Consider the following 19,142-nt stretch of genomic DNA (forward strand, 5'->3'; position numbering starts at 1 on the left):
TCCGCTTTGGGCGTGCCCCCGCTCAAGGTGGGCCCTCCCCGGCTCCCGTGCGTCGAGCTGCGTGTCTGCATTCCACGCCGCCGCGAGTGTCATGGCCCTTACACGTCTCGCGTCGTCCTCACCAGACGCGTTATCAACAGATGCTCATCCTGGCGAAACTGACGAGACCAGGGAGATGGGAACTTCACTCCAGAGCAGATCGAGACGCGTCTGCGGCGAGAGATCAATGCTGCGCCCGCGAACAACATCGTGCGCCACTTTCGGAAGACTTGCGTCGAGGCTCAGCGAGGTGCCCGACCAAGCCCCTGTGTAAAAGCCCAGACCATCCTGCTCCGTCATCATCGGCACCATGAGCCGGGGAACCGCGACCAGCACCCATTCGTCACCGGCCTCTCTCACGAAGGCGACGACCGAGTGACGCAATGGTCCCTCGACCTCTACCGGTCTATAGGCGCCCTCCGCAAAAAGGTGCGGAGCACGCCTGCGGAGCGCCAGGGTGCGCTGGATCACCGCCTGTTTGATCGCCCCATCGCGCCAATGCCGGACTAGACCGGGCAGGAGTGCGCTCTCCATCTTCGCGCGCGCAGCAAAATCAACCGGCCGGCGATTGTCAGGATCGACCAGACTGAAGTCCCAAAGATCCGTGCCCTGATAAAAGTCGGGCACGCCTGGCACCGTGAGCTTGAGAAGACACTGGGCCAGACCGTTCACCGCCCCGGCGGGAGCAATGCGCCGTTCGAAGGCCAGGAGATCGTCGAGCAGACCGGGCATGATATCGTCGGCGACGAGTTGCATGGTGAACGACCGCGCGGCCCTCTCGTAGGCCTCGTTGACGGCGGCCCAGTCGCTCTCGAGCTTGGCCTCGCGCAGCGCCTTCTCCTGCCAGCCGCAGAGACGCTCGGCAAAAGTCCGCCTGCCAGCAGCGTCGTTCCGGTCGAGGTCCAGGGGCCACGCACCGACGATCATCTGCATCAGCATCGCCCGGTCACCCGCTGAAACTTCCGACGATATTCCATCGATCCAACGCGCCAGGAGAGCGGTCCAATCGGGCGCAAGCTCGCTCACCACCGCAAGCCGTGCCCGGAGATCCTCCCCGCGCTTGTGATCGTGCGTGGCCGTAGCCAGCATCGCATGCGGATAGTCGGCGCGTCGCCGCTGCATGCGCGCATGGAAGGCATCGACGTCCAGGGAGAAGGTCTCGATGTCGAAACCGACGTCGTTGCGCGACAGAAGCCGGCCGTAGCGATAAAAGCCGGTATCCTCGACCGACTTGGCCGCGACGGGAGCGCTCAGCTGCTGGAAGCGCGCCATGGCACGCGGCCATGCAGCCGGCGCTGTCCGCGGAGCCAGCATCACCGCGAGCAATGGTTGGACCGCCCAGCGATCGGTGGCGAGGCAGCTCGCCTCTACCTTCCCGGCCACGTCCCGCAAGATCTCGATGTCCTTTTCGGAGAGCGCGTCGCCGGCCCCGTAGGTACGATAGACTGGCACGTGGGCGAGAAACTCTCCGAGCAGCCGCCGCAGGGTCGGCCTGGGAATCTGCTCCCCCAAGATCGTCTGCCAGGCCGCAACACAGGCTTCGAGCTGCGCGGAGAAGCTGCGGGCGACGATCTCACGCCGTGCGATCAGCTCTTCCTCAGCGAAGTGCGCCGGCCGGCCGCTGAGGCTCGTCCATGAAGTCGCAAGCACTGATTCACCTGCCGGATCGTGCTGAAGCGCACTCACCTCGTCCATGAAGTCGTAGCCCGTCGTGCCATCGCAGCCCCAGTCCCTCGGTAGCGTCTCGCCCTTCAACAGAATCTTCTCGACAACCAGCCACGCGCGCGGCCGTCCATGCCGCTTAGCCAGCGCGTCGAGTCGTTCGCGCAGCTGGCGGCAGTAGCCGGCGGGGTCCGTCAGTCCGTCGACATGATCGATCCTGAGCCCGTCGATCACCCCTTCGGCGTAAAGCCGCAGCGGCAATGAGTGGACGGCCTCGAAGGCCTCCGCCCGCTCCATGCGCAGGCAGACGAGTTCGTTGATGTCGAAGAAGCGTCGCCAGTTGATCCGATCACCGGCCACTCGCCACGAATCGAGACGGTAATGCTGGCGCGCCAGCAGATTGACGACACTTCCGCGCCCCTCGGCACTGCCGTCAGATAGTGGGAACGCGTTTTCGAAGTAGCGGAGTTCGGCGCGGCCCTCGCCGTCGGGCGTGACCGAGAGTTCCCCGGCCTCGATCGCTTCGGAGAGCGGGCGGCCGAGAACGGGCAGCAGGATTTTCGCCGACCCATCCTCCGTCGTCTCCCAGTCGATATCGAACCAGGCGGCGTGAGGACTCGCCCGACCTTGGCGCAGCACGTCGCGCCACCATCTGTTGCGGGTATCGGCCGCCATGTGATTGGGCACGATGTCGAGGATCAGGCCGATGCCCACAGCCCTCAACGCCTGTGCGAGAGCAAGCAGCCCCTCCTCCCCACCGAGCTCCGGATTCACCGCGGTCGGATCGATGACGTCGTACCCATGCATCGAGCCCGGCCGGGCAACGGCGATCGGCGAGGCATAGACATGGCTGACGCCCAATTGGGCGATCCAATCGGCGTGGGCGGCGGCGTCTGCAAAGGTAAAGCCGCGATGGAACTGCAGCCGCAGGGTGGCGCGCGGGATCATGGCCGGCGTGCCACGATGGTGGCGGCCCGCCTGGCGACCACGGGATCGTCGAGAAGGTCCGCAGCCCGCGGTTCGAGGCGACGTCGCCAGTTGGGATGCTCATCGATCGTGCCCGGGAGGTTTGGCTGCTCGGTCAAACCCAAGAGATCCTCCATTGGCGCGAGCATGAGGGGTGCAGGCGAGCTGGCGGCAAAGCCCAGCGCCGCGTCGACCGCTGGAGCGGGATCCTCCGGTGGGGGCGGCGCGCCTTCCGCTGTCCCGGCCGCCACGAACGCCCGCCACAGGCGACGCCGGTCGCTCTGCCTCTGCTCGGCCTCTCCCGGAGACGACAGGCCGAGCGCGTCGCGCACCTCGATGTCGCTCCCCCGCCACCAACCGGCGACCGTCGGTAGATCGTGAGTAGTGGTCATCGACACCGCATCGCGGCGCCACCGTGCCGGCGCCCGAAACCCGCCGCGATTTCGCTCGAACCACATGACGTCCATGCCGGCGATTCCCGCATCGCTGAGGCGGCGGCGGAAACCACGCGGCACGGTCCCCAAGTCTTCGCCAATAACGACCGCCCGGTGCCGGTGCGACTCGAGGGCAAGCAGACGCAGGAGGTCGTCCAGCGGATAGTCGAGATAGGCGCCGTCTGCGGCCGACGTGCCCTCAGGCACCAGCCAGAGGCGCTGCAACCCCATGATGTGATCGATGCGCACGCCGCCGGCGTAGCGCATGGCCGCACGCACCGTGGCGAGGAAGGGTTCGAAGCCCGTCGCCACGAGTGCTTGGGGAGAAAAGCCCGACAAGCCCCAATCCTGTCCCGCGCGATTGAATTCGTCCGGCGGCGCCCCGATATTCAGCCCCAGCAACAGGTCGCTCTGCCTTGACCAGGCATGACTGCCGGCGCGGTCCATACCGATCGCCAGGTCGCTGATGAGACCGATCTTCATGCCCGCTTCGACGGCCGACCTCTGCGCCGCTTCGAAGGATTTGGCAGCAAGCCACTGCAGGAACTGATGGAAACGGACCGTGGCTCTTTCGCTCGAGAGAAATGCGGCCATCTCCGGATCGTCGGGCCGCAGGAGACCCTGCCGGAAGGCCGGTGGCCAGTCTCGCCAGAACCCAAGTGCAGGTTGGCTTCCCAGCCACTTGCCGTGCAGCGCTTCGAACAGCGCATGCCCCTGCAGCAAATCTCCACCGTCACGTAAGAACGCTTCGAAGGCCCGCGCCGGTCCGGTCCCGTTCGGAACGTCTTGAGCCTCGAAATCCTTGAACAGGCGCCGTAGGAGCTCGATCTTCCCCTCTGCCGCCGGTCGCCACTCGACCAGGGGCGCCCCCTCCTGCGGGCCACCATCGCCACGATGCTGCGCCACGCGCTCCGATCCGAAGACGATTTCGGGATCGGCGAACAGAGGATTGAAGAAGAGCCGGCTCGACGGCGAGTAAGGACCGTATCGGCCGGGATCGGCGGCGAAAAGACTGTGCACCGGGCTGAGAGCGACTGCATCCGCGCCATGGCGGGCCGCACTCTCGGCAAGCTGCCGCACCGCCGTCGCATCGCCGATGCCCCCGTCGCCGGGGCGCCGCAGACTGTAAATCTGCGCCGCGACACCCCAGAGATGCTTGCCCTCGGCACGGTCCTGGATTGTCACGCAGCGTGTAGGAGCGACCGCAACGGTGAGCTGGCGGTCACCGAACTCCAGCCGGTGATAGCCGATCCGGTCGAGCGCCGGGCCGACCAGTTTGTCGCCTCGCATCGAGAACCTCAGCGTCGCAACGCTCCCGTCCTCATAGGTGAGCTGCCCGCGAGCCGCGCCCCCCACCCGCGCCGGAAGCGTGAGGCGGGTGCCAGCCCTCACCGTCACGAGCGGAGGCAGGGTGCTGGGCGAGCCCAGTCGCCGGCGACTGTCTTCGAGGTCCTCGAACGAGGATGTCTTGAAACCCAAGGAGTCGAGAATTCGACGGAGGGAACCGATTGATACCTGCTGAGGGATGCCGAGCGCATCCGTCCATGACTCGGCGAGGCCGGCCGCGCGGGCGAGTTGGCGAATGTGGTCGTCGCTCACGATGCGGGAACCATGAGTGCCACCGTGGTAGCGCCCGGTATGCGGCCGCTACGTACCGAATCTGCCGAACCGAGCCGCGATTCATACAGGAGGTTACCCTCGACCCCTTCGATTCGCGCGGGCTCGCTTCCGAGGTTGGAAACCAGTACCAGCGTCGCGCCGTCGCCCAGCTGCCACCGGGCCACCACCGTCGCTGGTTCGACGGCAGAGGCGCCCAACGATTTCGCACCGACTAGCCTCGGAGTGAGCCACTCGCGCCGTATCGCGAGAAGCGTGTGGTAGAGACGTTGCCGCGCCGGTCCGCGGTCGGCATCCGGGATGATTCGGCTCTGGTCGAAGGTACCGGGTTCGTTGGGGTCGGGAATGCTCGACGTCCCCTCGCCCGGTGCGAAGCCCTTGAAGCCGGCGAACTCACGCCGACGTCCTTCACGGACGGCATTGGCAAGGTCGCCTGTATGGTCGGTGAAGTACAGGAAGGGCGAAGTCGTGGCCAGCTCTTCGCCCATGAAGATCATGGGCACGTGAGGGCAAAGCAACTGCAGGGCAATCGCGGCTTCGAGTCGTTCAGGGTCGACCTGGCTCGTCATACGATCCCCGAAGGGCCGGTTGCCGATCTGGTCGTGGTTCTGCAGGAAAAGGACGAAGGATGTCGGGCGAAGGTCGTTGCTCGGCGTTCCCCGCGGCTCGCCTTTGCGATAAGCCGAGGGATCACCCTGATAGACGAAGCCCTCGGAGAGCGCGCGGGCCAGGCGTTGCGCCGGCAGGTCGGCGTAATCGGCATAATAACCGTCACACTCGCCAGTCAGCATCGCATGCAGGACATGGTGCGCGTCGTCGTTCCATTGCGCGTCGAAGTCCCGACGCAGGTGATCGGCCACGTTGCCGTCATGCTCAAGCACGAGATGCACATGTCGCCCGGGCTCGACGGAGCCGCGAACTTCGGCTGCCATCTCGTCCAGCCAGTCCGCCTCCGAGATCGCATGCACGGCATCGAAACGCAGGCCGTCGAACCGATACTCGTGGACCCAGTACAGGGCGTTCTCGGTGAAATAGCGACGGACTTCGGGTCGTCTGAAATCGATCGCCGCTCCCCAGGGAGTCGCGATGTCATCGCGGAAGAACGCCGGGGCATAGGCAGAGAGATAATTCCCGTCCGGGCCGAAGTGGTTGTAGACGACGTCCAGGAACATCATCAGTCCCAACCCGTGCGCCGCGTCGACGAGAGCCTTGAGTTCGTCCGGCGTGCCGTAGCTACGATCCGGCGCGAACGGCAGCACGCCGTCATAACCCCAGTTGCGCCGGCCCGGAAAGTCGTTGATCGGCATGAGTTCGACGGCCGTAATGCCGAGATCGACCAATACAGGCAGTGCCGCCTGCACGCCCGCGAAGCCCCCGAATGCGCCGGCATGCAGTTCGTACAGGACAGTCTCGTGCCAGGGACGACCGCGCCACCCCGGATGCCGCCATTCGTATGTGTGGGGGTCGACGACGAGACTGGGGTCATGCACATCGTCCGCCTGCGCGCGCGAGGCTGGGTCCGGCACGGAGACCCCATTGTCGAGTCGGTATCGATAGGACGTGCCGGTACCGCACACGGCTTCCGTTTCGAACCAACCTCCGTCCGCCGCCTTCATTGGCACGGGCGACGCGCCGTCGATAACCAGACTTACGTTCTTCTCCGCCGGAGCCCAGAATCGGAAGCGCGTGGCGCCGGTGGGAAGCAACGACGCACCGAAGGGCAAGTCGCGTGCGAATCCCGTCTTCATCCTTCTGCCTTGGTGGCCAGCGCGAGCACCACACTGCGAGGTCCGACCATCAACTCATCCTCCTGCAAATCGCGCTCCGGGGCTTCGGGCACGGAGCTGTCGAGCACAATGCGCGTGGGCCAGCGCGGTTGCGGCAGAATGAAACTGTGCTCGGCCGAGTCGGCATTGAAGAAGGCCGTCAACAGCGTCACGGAGCCGTTGTCGCGACTGGCGCGTCTCAGCACGAGGCAGCGGTCCTCGGCATTGTTCCAGGAATCGGTGGACACTACGTCGCCCGTCGCATCGAACCAGGCAATGTCCGCGATGCCTTCCGCAGGATGCTCGAGCCCGTGCAGAAAGCGGGGAGCCCGCAGAACCGCATGCTTGTGTCTCAGCGTCACGATGCGGGAGACGAAGGCCGCAAGCTTCTGACCCTCGGGATTTCCGAGTAGCGACCAGTCCAGCCAGGACGTTTCATTGTCCTGGCAATAGGCATTGTTGTTTCCGTTCTGGGTACGGCCGAACTCGTCTCCGCCCAGAAGCATGGGTGTTCCCTGCGCAAGGAAGAGCGTAGCGAGCATGGCACGTTGGAGTCGGTGGCGCGTGTCGAGGACGGAAGAATCGTCACTCGCCCCTTCCACGCCCCAGTTCGCGCTGTAATTCTCGCCGTGGCCGTCCTTGTTGTCCTCGCCGTTGGCCTCGTTGTGGCGTTCCCCGTAGCTCACGGCGTCGAGGAGCGTGAAGCCATCGTGCGAGGCGACGTAGTTGATGGAGGCCCAGGGACGGCGATGACGGCGGTCGAACAGGTCGCTGGAGCCCGCGAGGCGGGCGGCGAAATCGGCGCGCTGGCCCGGGTCACCGCGCCAGTATCGCCTGATCCCATCGCGGAACCGGTCGTTCCACTCGGCGAATCCCGGCGGATGGTTGCCCAGCTGATAGCCTCCCGGACCGATGTCCCAGGGTTCGGAGATCAGCTTCACCTTCTGCAGCACGGGGTCCTGCCGGATCGCATCGAAGAAGCCCGAGCAGGGATCGAAGCCGTGGGCCTCGCGACCCAGCGTGACGCCGAGGTCGAAGCGGAAGCCGTCGACGTGGAACGCGGTCACCCAGTGACGCAGCGAATCCATGACCATCTGCAGCACCCGCGGCGTCGACAGGTTGAGCGTATTACCCGTGCCGGTATCGTTGATGCAGTGACGTGGATTGTCGGGCAAGAGCCGGTAGTAGCTGGCATTGTCCAGACCGCGAAACGACAGGGTCGGGCCCAGCTCGCTACCTTCTGCAGTATGATTGTAGACCACGTCGAGGATGAGCTCGAGCCCGGCCGCATGCAGCCGCCGAACAGCAATGCGAAGCTCGTCGGCCGTACCATCGGAGAGATAGCGCGGCTCGGGCGCGAAGAATCCGAGGCTGTTGTAGCCCCAATAGTTGCGCAATCCCTTTTCCAGCAGGGATCGGTCCTGCACGAAAGCGTGGATCGGCAGCAGCTCCACGGTCGTCACACCGAGACGACGCAGGTGGTCGATGAACACGGGATCGCCGAGAGCCGCGAAGGTGCCCCGCTCGTGGGATCGCAGGTCCTGTCGCATCAGACTGACACCCCGGACATGGGTCTCGTAGATAACGGTGTCCGACCACGGCACGGCCGGCGGCCGATCGTCGGCCCAGTTGAAGCTCTCGTCGGCCACGACGCCCTTCATCACTCCCGGTGCGCTGTCACGCCGGTCGAAGGACAGGTCGGCGCGCGGCGAATTCACCCGATACCCGTACAAGGCATCGGCATTGCGCATTTCGCCCGTAAGGCGACGCGCATAGGGGTCCAGCAGCAGTTTATGCGGATTGAAGCGATGCCCGGCGTGCGGCTCATAGGGCCCGTAAGCGCGATAACCATAGACGAGCCCCGCACGGGCATTGGGGAGGTAGCCATGCCAGACTTCGTCGGTGCACTCCGGCATGTCGAAGCGCGCGATCTGCCGGCGGCCCGACGGATCGAACAGGCACAGTTCTATTCGGGTCGCATGCGCTGAGAAGACGGCGAAGTTGGTGCCGAGCCCGTCCCAAGTGGCGCCCAGCGGATAAGGCGAACCCGGCAGCAGCCGGTCGGGCCACGACGACGTCGCCACCTAGTCCTCGCTGCGCAGGATCACGGTCGCAAGGGGCGGCAATGTCAGCTGGATAGAATGGGACTGGCCATGCGACGGCATGTCGATCGCCGACACACCACCGTCATTGCCAAGGTCACTACCGCCATAGAAGCGGGAGTCGGTATTGGCGACTTCGCGCCATCTGCCGCCCTTTGGAACGCCGATCCGATAGCCCTGACGGGGCACTGGCGTCATGTTGCACACGACGAGGAGCGGCGCGGCAGAGGATGAGGTCCGGAAAAAAGCGTAGACCGAGTTGGCCCGGTCGTCGCCGACGATCCAGGAAAAGCCAGACGGATCTGCGTCGGTTTCGTGCAGCGCGGGCTCGGCCGCATAGAGGCGATTGAGGTCCCGCACGAGTCGCTGGATTCCGGCATGCGCCCCGTCGTCCAGCAGATGCCAGTCGATCTCGCCGTCATGATTCCATTCGCGCTCCTGTGCGATCTCACAGCCCATGAACAGGAGCTTCTTGCCCGGATGGGCCCACATGAATCCGAGATAGGCGCGCAGGTTCGCGAAGCGCTGCCAGCGGTCGCCAGGCATCTTGCCCAGCAGCGACCCCTTCCCGTGCACGACCTCGTCATGGGAGATCGGCAACACGAAGCGTTCCGAGAAGGCGTACACCAGGCCGAACGTCATCTGGTCGTGATGATAGGCCCGATGGATGGGCTCGTGCTCGACATACTGCAAAGTGTCGTGCATCCAACCCATGTTCCACTTGAACGAGAAGCCGAGACCTTCGGGCAGCGGCGCGGTCACGCCGGGCCATGCCGTCGATTCCTCCGCGATCACGATCGCGCCGGGAGTCCTTTCGGCGACGACCGCATTGAGATGACGCAGGAAGCCGATCGCCTCCAGGTTCTCGCGACCGCCGTAGACGTTCGGGATCCATCCGTCGGCCGGCCGGCTGTAGTCGCGGTAGAGCATGGATGCCACGGCATCGACGCGCAGCCCGTCGACATGGAAGCGCTCCAGCCAATGCAACGCGCTGGCGATCAGGAAGCCCTGCACCTCGCGACGCCCGAAATTGTAGATGTAGGTGTTCCAGTCGTGATGATAGCCCTCGCGCGGATCGAGATGCTCGTACAGAGCAGTGCCGTCGAACCGGGCCAACCCGTGCGGGTCGGTCGGAAAGTGCGCGGGCACCCAATCGAGCAGGACGCCGATGCCGGCGCGATGTGCCGCATCGACGAAGCGTGCAAATGACTCCGGTGGACCGTAGATCGCCGCCGGCGCGAACAGGCCCAGAGGCTGATAGCCCCAGGATCCTCCGAACGGATGCTCCGTCACGGGGAGCATCTCCACATGGGTAAAGCCCATCTCTCGAACGTAGGGGATCAGTCGCTCCGCCAGGAAATCCCACAGCGGGCGCTCCGGGGATCCCGCACCCGCCTTCTGGCGCATCCAGGATCCGGCATGGACCTCATAGATGGAAATCGCAGACGCAGCCGATTGCCGCTCCGCCCGCCCTGCCATCCACTCCTGATCGGTCCAACGAAGCCCCCTCGCCGGGGCGGCGACGACGGACGCCGTTCCCGGCGCCAACTCCGCCTGTTGGGCGACCGGATCCGCCTTATCGGGCAGCCGTTGGCCGTGCGGCCCAACGATATCGAACTTGTACCGCGTCCCCGCCCCCAGGCGCGGAATGAAGATCTCCCAGACTCCTGCGGACGGGCGCATCCGCATCGGGTGGCGGCACCGGTCCCAGGAATTGAAGTCACCGATCACCGAGACACGCTCCGCGTTCGGCGCCCAAACCGCGAAACGCACGCCTGTTACGCCGTCCAGTTCGACGATGTTGGCGCCCAGCGCCTCGGCGAGCTCGAAATGGCGCCCTTCGCCAAACAGGTGAAGATCGAGGTCCCCCAACGCGAGACCGAACGCGTAAGGATCCTCCGTTTCCTGGACCGCGCCGGGCCAACGGATTCGAAGGAAATAAGCGCCCTCACGCTCGAACTGTCCCTCGAAAAGGCCGTCCACGGCACCGGGCTTCAACTCGCCCCAAGGCTGCTTCTCGCCACGCCCGATCACGTCCACACCAAGAGCGCCGGGAAGAAGTGCCCTGATCACGCGCCCGGACCGCAGAGGATGTGGTCCCAGGAGCGCGAACGCGTCGACAGGACGACAGGCCCTCAGGGCCTCTGCGGCGTCTCGATCGAGCCGGCCGATTTCGTCGTTCATGCATTCTCCTGTGGTGGCGTTTCCCTCAGGAGACGAGCGGCCAGTCGCGACAGGCCGGACAGCGGGATAGGCACCCAGGCCGGCCGGTTCGCCGCCTCGTAGCAGACCTCGTAAGCGGCCTTCTCGGCGAGGAAGAAGTCGAGCAACTCGCCGCGGTCCAAGCCCGGCAGCCCCGCGGCGGCCTCCTGGTAGGCGGCGAGGAAAGCACGTTGGGCGCCCCGTCTCAGCCGGGTCACGAGCGTGAGACGGCGAGCCGGCGGAATGCGGTTCGCGATGACGTTCTTCGGATCGAGGGTAGCGGCAGCCGCATAGTCGAACGACCGCATCAACCCCGCCACATCCCGCATCGGGCTCGCCTTGCGTCGGCGTTCCTCGAGCGGTCTCGCAGGCTCCCCCTCAAAATCGATGATGTAGGCATCGGCACTGGCGATCAGCACCTGGCCGAGATGGAAATCCCCATGGATGCGTGTGACGCTCGAACCGAGACCGCTTTGCACCAGTTGCCGCAGCAGTGACGTGAGCGCGTCGCGGCGGTCGAGAAGGCGCTTGGCATCGGCAGCGGCAGCCTCGGTTTCCCAACTTTCGATGGCTGCGATCGCATCGAGTGCCCGGCCGAACAACCCCAGTCCGCGCTCAGCCCATTCCTCCACGTCCTTCGTTCCCGCCGTCCGGGGCGAGAAGGCTTCGTTCTCCGTAGGCCGCGCGAGAACCTGATGCATTGCGCCAAGCTGCCGACCGATCGTCCCGGCAAACGCGTGATAGTCTTCAATATCGTCGTCGCGCGACTCTGCCGTTGCTTCGCGGCTGGCGAGATTGTCGAGAGCCCGGTTGAACTGACTGAGCGTCCAGGTCCAGGCATCGCCCTGGTTCCGCACGAAGGCCTGCGCAATTGCCAGCGCATACCGTTGGCCGTCGGAAGCAATGCGGGCCACCTCGCCCAGCAACGCCGGTGAATTGGTAAAGCCATGACTGGTCAGATAGCGGCTCATCTCCGCTTCTGGGTGCTCGCCCGCCTGAATGCGGCGGAATATCTTGAGCATGACGGCATCGTCGACGACCAGCGAGCTGTTGGACTGTTCGGCGGTCAACCAGATCACCTGAGCGTCGGCAGGCCGCCGAAGTACGTCGACGCCGTCAGGCATTGGCTCGAATACGATCTGGCCTTCGGGTCCGTCGATCTTCCCACCCGATGCCAGCGCGTCCAGCATCTCGCGAGCGAACTCCGGCAGCGCGAAGGCGTCGGTAAGAAGCCCAATACGTCGTCCCCGCCGCACCCGCGCCAGGGCCAGTTGTGACGGGAGCGCCGCCGCCTGCTCGTCTTCCCAGCTCATCGACAGTGGCAACAGCCAGCGGCTCTTCTCGCCGCCGGCCTCGACCTCGATTTCGCTGAGAAGCAGCTCCCGGCCCGCACCAGGCAGGCGAGCCAGGTAGGCGAAGCGCGACGACCTCAGCGTCTTGTCCTTTGCGCCGAACCAGCGGCGCTTCGCCAGATAAGGGGGCAGAGACTCTCGTTCCAGCAGCCCAGCCGAGGCCCCCACCCCGTCGCCGAGCGGTCCTCGAAGGACCACGGTCACGTAGTCAGGCAACGGTTCCGGCGCAGGCGTATGCCATGAGGGCGCCTCCGTCTCGTTTGCCAGGATGAACCAATAGAAGCCGTAGGGCGGCAAGGTCAGCAGATAGGTCAGCTGCCCGACCGGCGGGAACAGGGAGCCGCCGTTGAGTTCGACAGGAACTCTGCCCGTGAACTCCGAGAGATCCAGTTCCACGGCCTGCGGTGTGCGCGACACATTCGCGACGCAGAGGATCACCTCGCCGTCGAGCTCGCGCAGATAGGCCAGCACCTTCCGGTTCTTGGGGTAGAGGAAACGCAGCGTCCCGCGCCCGAAGGCGGCATGGGTGCGCCGCACGGCGATCATCTTGCGCGTCCAATGAAGGAGCGAATGGACGTCGCGCGTCTGCGCTTCGACGTTGACGGTTTCGTAACCGTAGAGCGCGTCCATGATAGTGGGAAGCGCCAGCGCCGCCGGGTCTGCACGAGAGAAGCCACCATTGCGGTCGGGCGACCACTGCATCGGCGTCCGCACGCCATCGCGGTCACCCAGCCGAATGTTGTCGCCCATACCGAGTTCGTCGCCGTAGTAGATTACGGGCGCCCCGGGCATCGACAGGAGCAGGCAGTTCATCAGCTCGATGCGCCGGCGATCACGCTCCAGCAGCGGCGCAAGCCGGCGGCGGATACCGAGATTGAGGCGCGCCCGCCGATCGGTGGCATAGGTTTCCCAGAGGTAATCGCGCTCCGAGTCGGTCACCATCTCCAGCGTCAGCTCGTCGTGATTGCGCAGGAAAATCGCCCATTGGCAGTTGTCGGGAATCTGCGGCGTCTGCCGCATGATGTCGGTGATGGGGAATCGGTCCTCGCGAGCCAGCGCCATGTACATTCGGGGCATCAGGGGAAAATGGAATGCCATGTGGCACTCGTCGCCCTGCCCGAAATACTCCTTCGTGTCCTCCGGCCACTGATTGGCCTCGGCCAGCAGCATGCGGCCCGGATATGCCCTGTCGATCTCGGCGCGAATTCGCTTCAGCACCTCATGCGTCTCGGGCAGGTTTTCGTTGTTCGTGCCCTCCCGCTCCACGAGATAGGGCACCGCATCGAGCCGCAGCCCGTCGATACCCATGTCGAGCCAGAAGTGCATCACGCCGAGCACGGCTTCCAGAACGGCAGGATTGTCGAAGTTCAGGTCGGGCTGATGCGAATAGAAGCGGTGCCAGAAATAGGCCTTCGCTTCGGGATCCCACGTCCAGTTGGATCGCAGCGAATCGATGAAGATGACACGCGTACCTTCGTATTTCTGGTCGCTGTCCGACCAGACGTAGAAGTCGCGCTCCGGAGAGCCGGGCGGCGCGAGACGAGCCCTCTGGAACCAGGCATGCTGGTCGGACGTGTGATTGATCACCAGCTCGGTGATGACGCGCATGCCGAGCTTGTGCGCCTCTTCGATCAGACGCTTGACGTCATCGAGCGTCCCATACTCGGGATGCACCGCCGTGTATTCGGCGATGTCGTACCCGTCGTCGCGCCGGGGGGACGGATAGAACGGCAGGAGCCAGATCGTGTTGATGCCCAGCTCGGCGATATAGGGAAGACGTGAGATCAGCCCGGGAAAGTCGCCGATGCCGTCGTTGTTGGAATCGAAGAACGACTTCACGTGGAGCTGATAGATGATGGCGTCCTTGTACCACAACGGATCGGTCGCGACCGGCAGGGTGGCAGCAGTCTCGGCGACGGGGGCATTCATGTGGCGCTCCGGGGCGACAGGCGCCAGATGGCGAAGGGAAGAGAGGTGGGATCGAGGCGAAGGTGTTGGTTCTTGCCGTGCCAGGTGAAGCGCTCGCCGTGCACCAGATCCTCGACGTCGAGGGCGCCGTCATCCGCAAGCTTCCACTCCCACAGGGGAATCTCGAATCCGGTCTCCTGCGGGTGATGGGGGTCCAGGCTCACGACGACCAGAACCATGTCTTCCGCACCCGGCACGCGCTTGCCGTACACGAGCACCTGATCGTTTCCGGCATTGTAGAAAGTCACGCCGAGATGGCTCTGCAACGCCGGGTGAGACCTCCGCAACCGGTTGAGCATGGTGATCTCGTTGACGATGTTGCCGGGCGCCGCGAAGTCGCGCGGCCTGATCTCGTATTTCTCCGAATCGAGATACTCCTCGCGCCCCGGCAGGGCGGCGGCTTCGCAGACTTCGAATCCGGAGTACACGCCCCACAGTCCCGACAGAGTGGAGGCGAGGGCCGCCCGGATGAGGAAGCCGGCACGACCCGAGTTCTGCAGGAAGTATGGATTGATGTCGGGCGTGTTGACGAAGAAGTTCGGCCGGAAATAGTTCGCGACCTCAGTCGTCGACAGCTCGACGAGATAATCCGTGATCTCCTGCTTGCCATTACGCCAAGTGAAGTACGTGTAGGATTGAGAGAACCCGACCTTGGCCAGGCGGTACATCATCTTCGGTCGCGTGAAGGCCTCGGAGAGGAACATCACATCGGGGTGGCGGCCGCGAATGTCGCCGATCATCCAGTGCCAGAATGGCAGGGGTTTGGTGTGAGGGTTGTCGACACGGAAGATGCGGACCCCCTCCTCGACCCAGTGCAAGACAACGTCGCGCAGCGCCAGCCACAGCGAGGGAATGGCTCCCTTGGCGTAGAAGTCGACGTTGACGATGTCTTCGTATTTCTTCGGCGGATTCTCGGCGTACTTGATCGTCCCGTCCGGCCGCCGCTTGAACCACTCGGGATGCTCGCGCAGCCACGGATGATCGGGCGAACACTGGATCGCGAAGTCGAGGGCGATTTCGAGTCCATTCTCCCGCGCAGCCGCGACCAGCCGGCGGAAATCCTCCGGTGTTCCAAGTTGTGCATGAATCGCGTCGTGCCCCCCTTCCGCGCTGCCGATCGCATAAGGGCTGCCGACATCGTCCGGTCCTGGGGTGAGGGTGTTGTTGCGCCCTTTTCGGTTAGCCGCGCCGATCGGATGGATGGGCGGGAAGTAAAGAACGTCGAAGCCCATGGCGCGGACGCGGGGCAAAGCGGCGATCACATCGTCGAACGTCCCGTGCCTGTGCGGGTCGTCGCTGATCGAACGCGGAAACAGTTCGTACCAGGAGGCGAACTCTGCCTGCGGCCGCTCGATTTCCATGGGAAATGGCCCCTGGTCGCTCCGATACCGGCGTTCGGCCACCTTGGACACCGTCGCTCGCGCCTCCGACGAGGTCAGAAGCGTCACGGACTCTTCCACCGCCGCACTTTTCATCCGTGCAAGCAGCGTCCTGACCGCCTCGTCCCGGTCCAGCTCTTCGAGGAAGAGCGCGGCTTCCTTCAATTCCACGGAGACGTCCACGCCGGCCCGTTGCTTGACCTCGAGGCCGTGCGCCATGCTGCCGTACTCGTCGCGCCAGGCTTCCACGGAAAAGTAATGGCGGCCGATGCGGTCTGGAGTGAGAGTCGCGCGCCAGCGATCATTGGAGACATGGGTCAGCTTCGCGGTCCTGCGCTCGTCTTCATCGGCGGACCACCAGATGACCTCGGCCGCCAGCAGGTCGTGACCATCGGCAAAAATGTCCGCCTCGAGCACCAGCGGTCGACCGACCACGCTCTTCGCGGCAAACTCCCCGGCGTTCACGGAAGGGCTTACCTGCTCGATGACGATGGGCGACTTCGCTGCTGCCGCGCTGGCCTCCCGCTTGCCGGTTTTCTTTCCGTTGCGGATGGGCTTACTCGGCATCACCTCAAGCACGCGCACTTCTCCAGGTTCAAGTCGGGCGGCCGCTGCGTGTTCCTTCACACCCAAACCCGCTCCGGCTGAAGGCGGAAGGATCGCAAGATCCACGGGCACGGCACGGGCATTGAACGGGTCGGCGTTCAACACGACGAGCGAGCTGCCGCTCACGCCTGTTGGGTCGGCGGCATCGCTCCGCAGCAGAGCCGTGACGAATTGCGCCGGACTTGTGAGAGGCCGCAGGGCACCGACGCGCCCTTTGCCGCTGATGGAGTCCGACAGGGTGACGGCACGACGCACCACCTCTTCGTCGACGCCCATCCCATAAGGCACAAAGAGGCCATCCGAGGTCGCCGCAGCCGCCATCAGGGCGCGGGCCGCCATCACCGGCGCGTTCGAGGGGGACCCGTAGGGATCGCCTGCCACGCCGAGAACGGGCGCAATCCGTCGCAGCGATTCGATTTCCTCGACGTACCAGGAGGCACGCCCGTCCCACCACGAGGTGGATGCGAAGACGGCCGAGAGGCCTGCGCTCACGAGCTCCCCGTAACGAGACCAGGGGAATCCGGGCGTCCACCCCCAGAATTCGCAGGCCGTGCGACCTCGCACACGCTCCAGTATCGATCCCAAAGCGTCGGGCGGGAGGTCAGCGAGACCAATGAGCCTGAACCCTTGGGCTCCCGCTGTCACCAGTTCCGCTATCTGTCCGGACCACCAGTCGGCGGCCGCGTCTTCCGCGTCACCGCGCAAGAAGACGGACCTCGCCGTGCGGCGGTCGACGCGAGGGTCCAATGGATTTACGCCCGCGCGTCCGTCGTACATGCCGCGCAAAACGCTCGCCGACTCACCGCCTGACGCCACTCGGTCGAGTACGATATCGACAAAAAGCGCGAGGCCATTCTTTTCACAGGCCTGACGCATGGACCGGATCATTCGCGACGGGGTGCCCGTTGCCGCGAGCGATGAGATCGGACGGGAATGATCCGCCACGAGAAGGGGGTCGGCGTCCTCGCCGAGGTTGAAAACTGAGCCGACGCAAACGTGATTGAAGCCCATACGAGCAACTGCTTCAGCAACGCGGCCGAACGTTGCGATGCTGTCGACGTCCCGTAAATCCACATGGCATGCCTTCGCGGCCCGCCCTTTGACAGTTGCAGGCACGATCGGGGCCCCCGGAATCGTTCTCTCCCTCATGGGAGTTAAACCCCGCACCTGCGAGGAGGTTGCGTTGCGACATCACGGGTGTGCCGCAACCTTCTTGCGCAATGCACGTTTATCCGCGCCATGCCTCTCCCTCCCTCCGAGACTGTGCGCGACCGTGACGACCTGGGCGCGCTCGCCCGACGTGTCGGCCTGAAATCGGCCCTGCAGGGTTTCCCGGAGGAAGATCTGGACGAAGCGGTATTGAGCCTGCGCCGCGCATGGCTGGCGAAGGCCCATCGACCCGGCGACAAGACTCTGAAGAGCCCTTGCGAGGGCGATGTGCCTCAGCTGCCCGATGGTGCGAGCGTCCCCTTCGGCTACGAACGGGAACTCGGTGCCGACCTTCTCGAAAAGCGGACCCCGCTTTGCTACTCGGTTCCGCCGGGGTGGCAAGCGGTGCGCGTCTTGTGCCGCAGCGGCCAGGCCGCTCTTTCCTGCCTTCTGCATCTCGTCGCACGCCAGCCCGGAGCCGCCATGACCGCAGATTGGGGGCCCCTCAACATCGCTCATGCAGGCCGCTACTTCGAAACCGGGTCGTTGCTCGACCTATGGCCCCGCCAGGTGTTCGAGCGTGCCCATCCTGATGCAACGGAGGTCGATGTCCTGATCGGCGAGCCGGTTCATTGCGATGGTCAGTTCGGCCTCTCCGAGCCTTCCTCTCTCCCAAGGGCCCGACATGCGCTCTTCGTCGATACGACACTGACAGGACCAAACCTTGACCTCCCGGCTTGGCTCGAGAGGCTGCACGGCTCGTTTGCGGCGATCTTCCGGTCCGGCCTCAAACTCGATCAGGCCGGACTGGAACTGGCGAACGTTGGGATCGTCCAGATCTTCGTGCGCGAGGGGGGTGGTACCAGCGCGGTCAGATTGGCAGACGACCTGAAGCAGATCCGGGCGCTCACGGGGAGCGGCCTGACCCTCGACGAGATGGCCGCACTTTCTGCGCCCTGGTTTCTCGATCCGCGCTATTTCGCCGAATACACGAGCCGTCTCTTCGCCAATAACGCGGCACTGGCGCAGGCAGTCGGCACGCGCTCGGTGCTGTTCGAGGATCGAAGCCATCCCTCACTGATCTCTCCCGAGGCAGTCGCTCCGTTCTGCGCGCTACGGATCAGAGGCGGCGACGCATCAGACCACGCCCGCCTGCTTCGCCGCTTGGATGCCGAGATCGAGAGCCGCAAGCTCAGGCTCGACAAGGGCGGATCCTTCGGCTTTCGCGGCGATCGTTACGAACTCATCGAACCGGATCCCAAGGCAGGCAAGCCTTTCGTGCGCGTGGCCCTGGGCTACCGCGGCGGCCCGAACCGGGACGGCATCATCGATCTCTTTCGCGAACTATCCGCGCTGCGATCCCTCGCTTGACCGGCACCGCCAGATCAGCGCGAAGCGCGAGCCTCCGCACGATTTCATCCACGATCAGCGATGGGAGGGCTTCGATATCGACCACGATCGGCCGCTCATCCTCCGCCGGCTCTTGCATCGTCGCGAACTGACTGTTCAACAAGCCGGCCGGCATGAAATGCGCCGTGCGCGCCATCAACCGCCCGTGGATCAGCGCCGGCACGCCTCGGAGATAAACAAGGTTCGTATCGGGCCGCTGCCCGAAGATGATCTCCCGATAATTCCGCTTCAGCGCCGAGCAGGTGACGACGCCTGATTCGCCCCTCTCCAGCCAGAGATCGATGCGGTGGGCGATGGCCTCCAGCCAGGGCAGACGGTCGGCGTCGTCCAAAGGCCGGCCGCTGCGCATCTTCTCGACATTCTCGCGCGGATGGAGATCGTCTCCGTCGACGAACCCACAACCGAGCCGTTCGGCCAGAAGACTGGCGACGGTGGTCTTGCCCGATCCCGAGACACCCATCACGACGACGATGGTCTTCATTGCCCGCCA

General features: G+C 64.8%; 9 protein-coding genes. 1 reads left to right on the forward strand and 8 read right to left on the reverse strand.

Annotated elements, in window-relative coordinates:
• Positions 1-144: 144 nt before the first annotated feature.
• From treY to ACT6UX_RS16135, 7 genes are read right to left on the reverse strand one after another with little or no spacing between them, the layout of a single operon-like run.
• On the reverse strand, positions 145-2,649 hold the full coding sequence (gene treY / locus ACT6UX_RS16105) for a malto-oligosyltrehalose synthase (RefSeq protein WP_444776173.1): 2,505 nt from the start codon (positions 2,647-2,649) through the stop codon (positions 145-147).
• Positions 2,646-4,700, reverse strand: coding sequence for a 4-alpha-glucanotransferase (gene malQ / locus ACT6UX_RS16110; protein WP_444776174.1), 2,055 nt, complete (start codon positions 4,698-4,700; stop codon positions 2,646-2,648). The genes treY and malQ overlap by 4 nt, the downstream gene beginning before the upstream one ends.
• On the reverse strand, positions 4,697-6,466 hold the full coding sequence (gene treZ / locus ACT6UX_RS16115; RefSeq protein WP_444776175.1) for a malto-oligosyltrehalose trehalohydrolase: 1,770 nt from the start codon (positions 6,464-6,466) through the stop codon (positions 4,697-4,699). Before treZ ends, malQ begins: the two co-directional genes overlap by 4 nt.
• Entirely contained in the window at positions 6,463-8,568 is a 2,106-nt protein-coding gene (gene glgX, locus ACT6UX_RS16120) for a glycogen debranching protein GlgX (RefSeq protein WP_444776176.1), read from the reverse strand. Before glgX ends, treZ begins: the two co-directional genes overlap by 4 nt.
• Positions 8,569-10,770, reverse strand: coding sequence for a 1,4-alpha-glucan branching protein GlgB (gene glgB, locus ACT6UX_RS16125; protein WP_444776177.1), 2,202 nt, complete (start codon positions 10,768-10,770; stop codon positions 8,569-8,571).
• Positions 10,767-14,069, reverse strand: a complete 3,303-nt coding sequence (gene treS, locus ACT6UX_RS16130; protein ID WP_444776178.1) for a maltose alpha-D-glucosyltransferase — start codon at positions 14,067-14,069, stop codon at positions 10,767-10,769. The genes glgB and treS overlap by 4 nt, the downstream gene beginning before the upstream one ends.
• Complete coding sequence (locus ACT6UX_RS16135) at positions 14,066-17,209, reverse strand: alpha-1,4-glucan--maltose-1-phosphate maltosyltransferase (RefSeq protein WP_444776179.1); 3,144 nt, start codon at positions 17,207-17,209, stop codon at positions 14,066-14,068. The genes treS and ACT6UX_RS16135 overlap by 4 nt, the downstream gene beginning before the upstream one ends.
• Before the next feature lie 147 nt (positions 17,210-17,356).
• Between ACT6UX_RS16135 and ACT6UX_RS16140 the strand changes: the two genes are divergently transcribed.
• Positions 17,357-18,613, forward strand: a complete 1,257-nt coding sequence (locus tag ACT6UX_RS16140; RefSeq protein WP_444776180.1) for a hypothetical protein — start codon at positions 17,357-17,359, stop codon at positions 18,611-18,613.
• Here ACT6UX_RS16140 and ACT6UX_RS16145 read toward each other — a convergent pair.
• Positions 18,567-19,133: a gluconokinase gene (locus tag ACT6UX_RS16145; RefSeq protein ID WP_444776181.1), complete on the reverse strand. Its 567-nt coding sequence runs from the start codon at positions 19,131-19,133 to the stop codon at positions 18,567-18,569. The two genes, ACT6UX_RS16140 and ACT6UX_RS16145, sit on opposite strands and share 47 nt — an antisense overlap.
• Between the last annotated feature and the right edge of the window lie 9 nt (positions 19,134-19,142).

This window comes from Reyranella sp. (assembly GCF_052439685.1).
In the GTDB taxonomy this organism is placed as follows: domain Bacteria; phylum Pseudomonadota; class Alphaproteobacteria; order Reyranellales; family Reyranellaceae; genus Reyranella.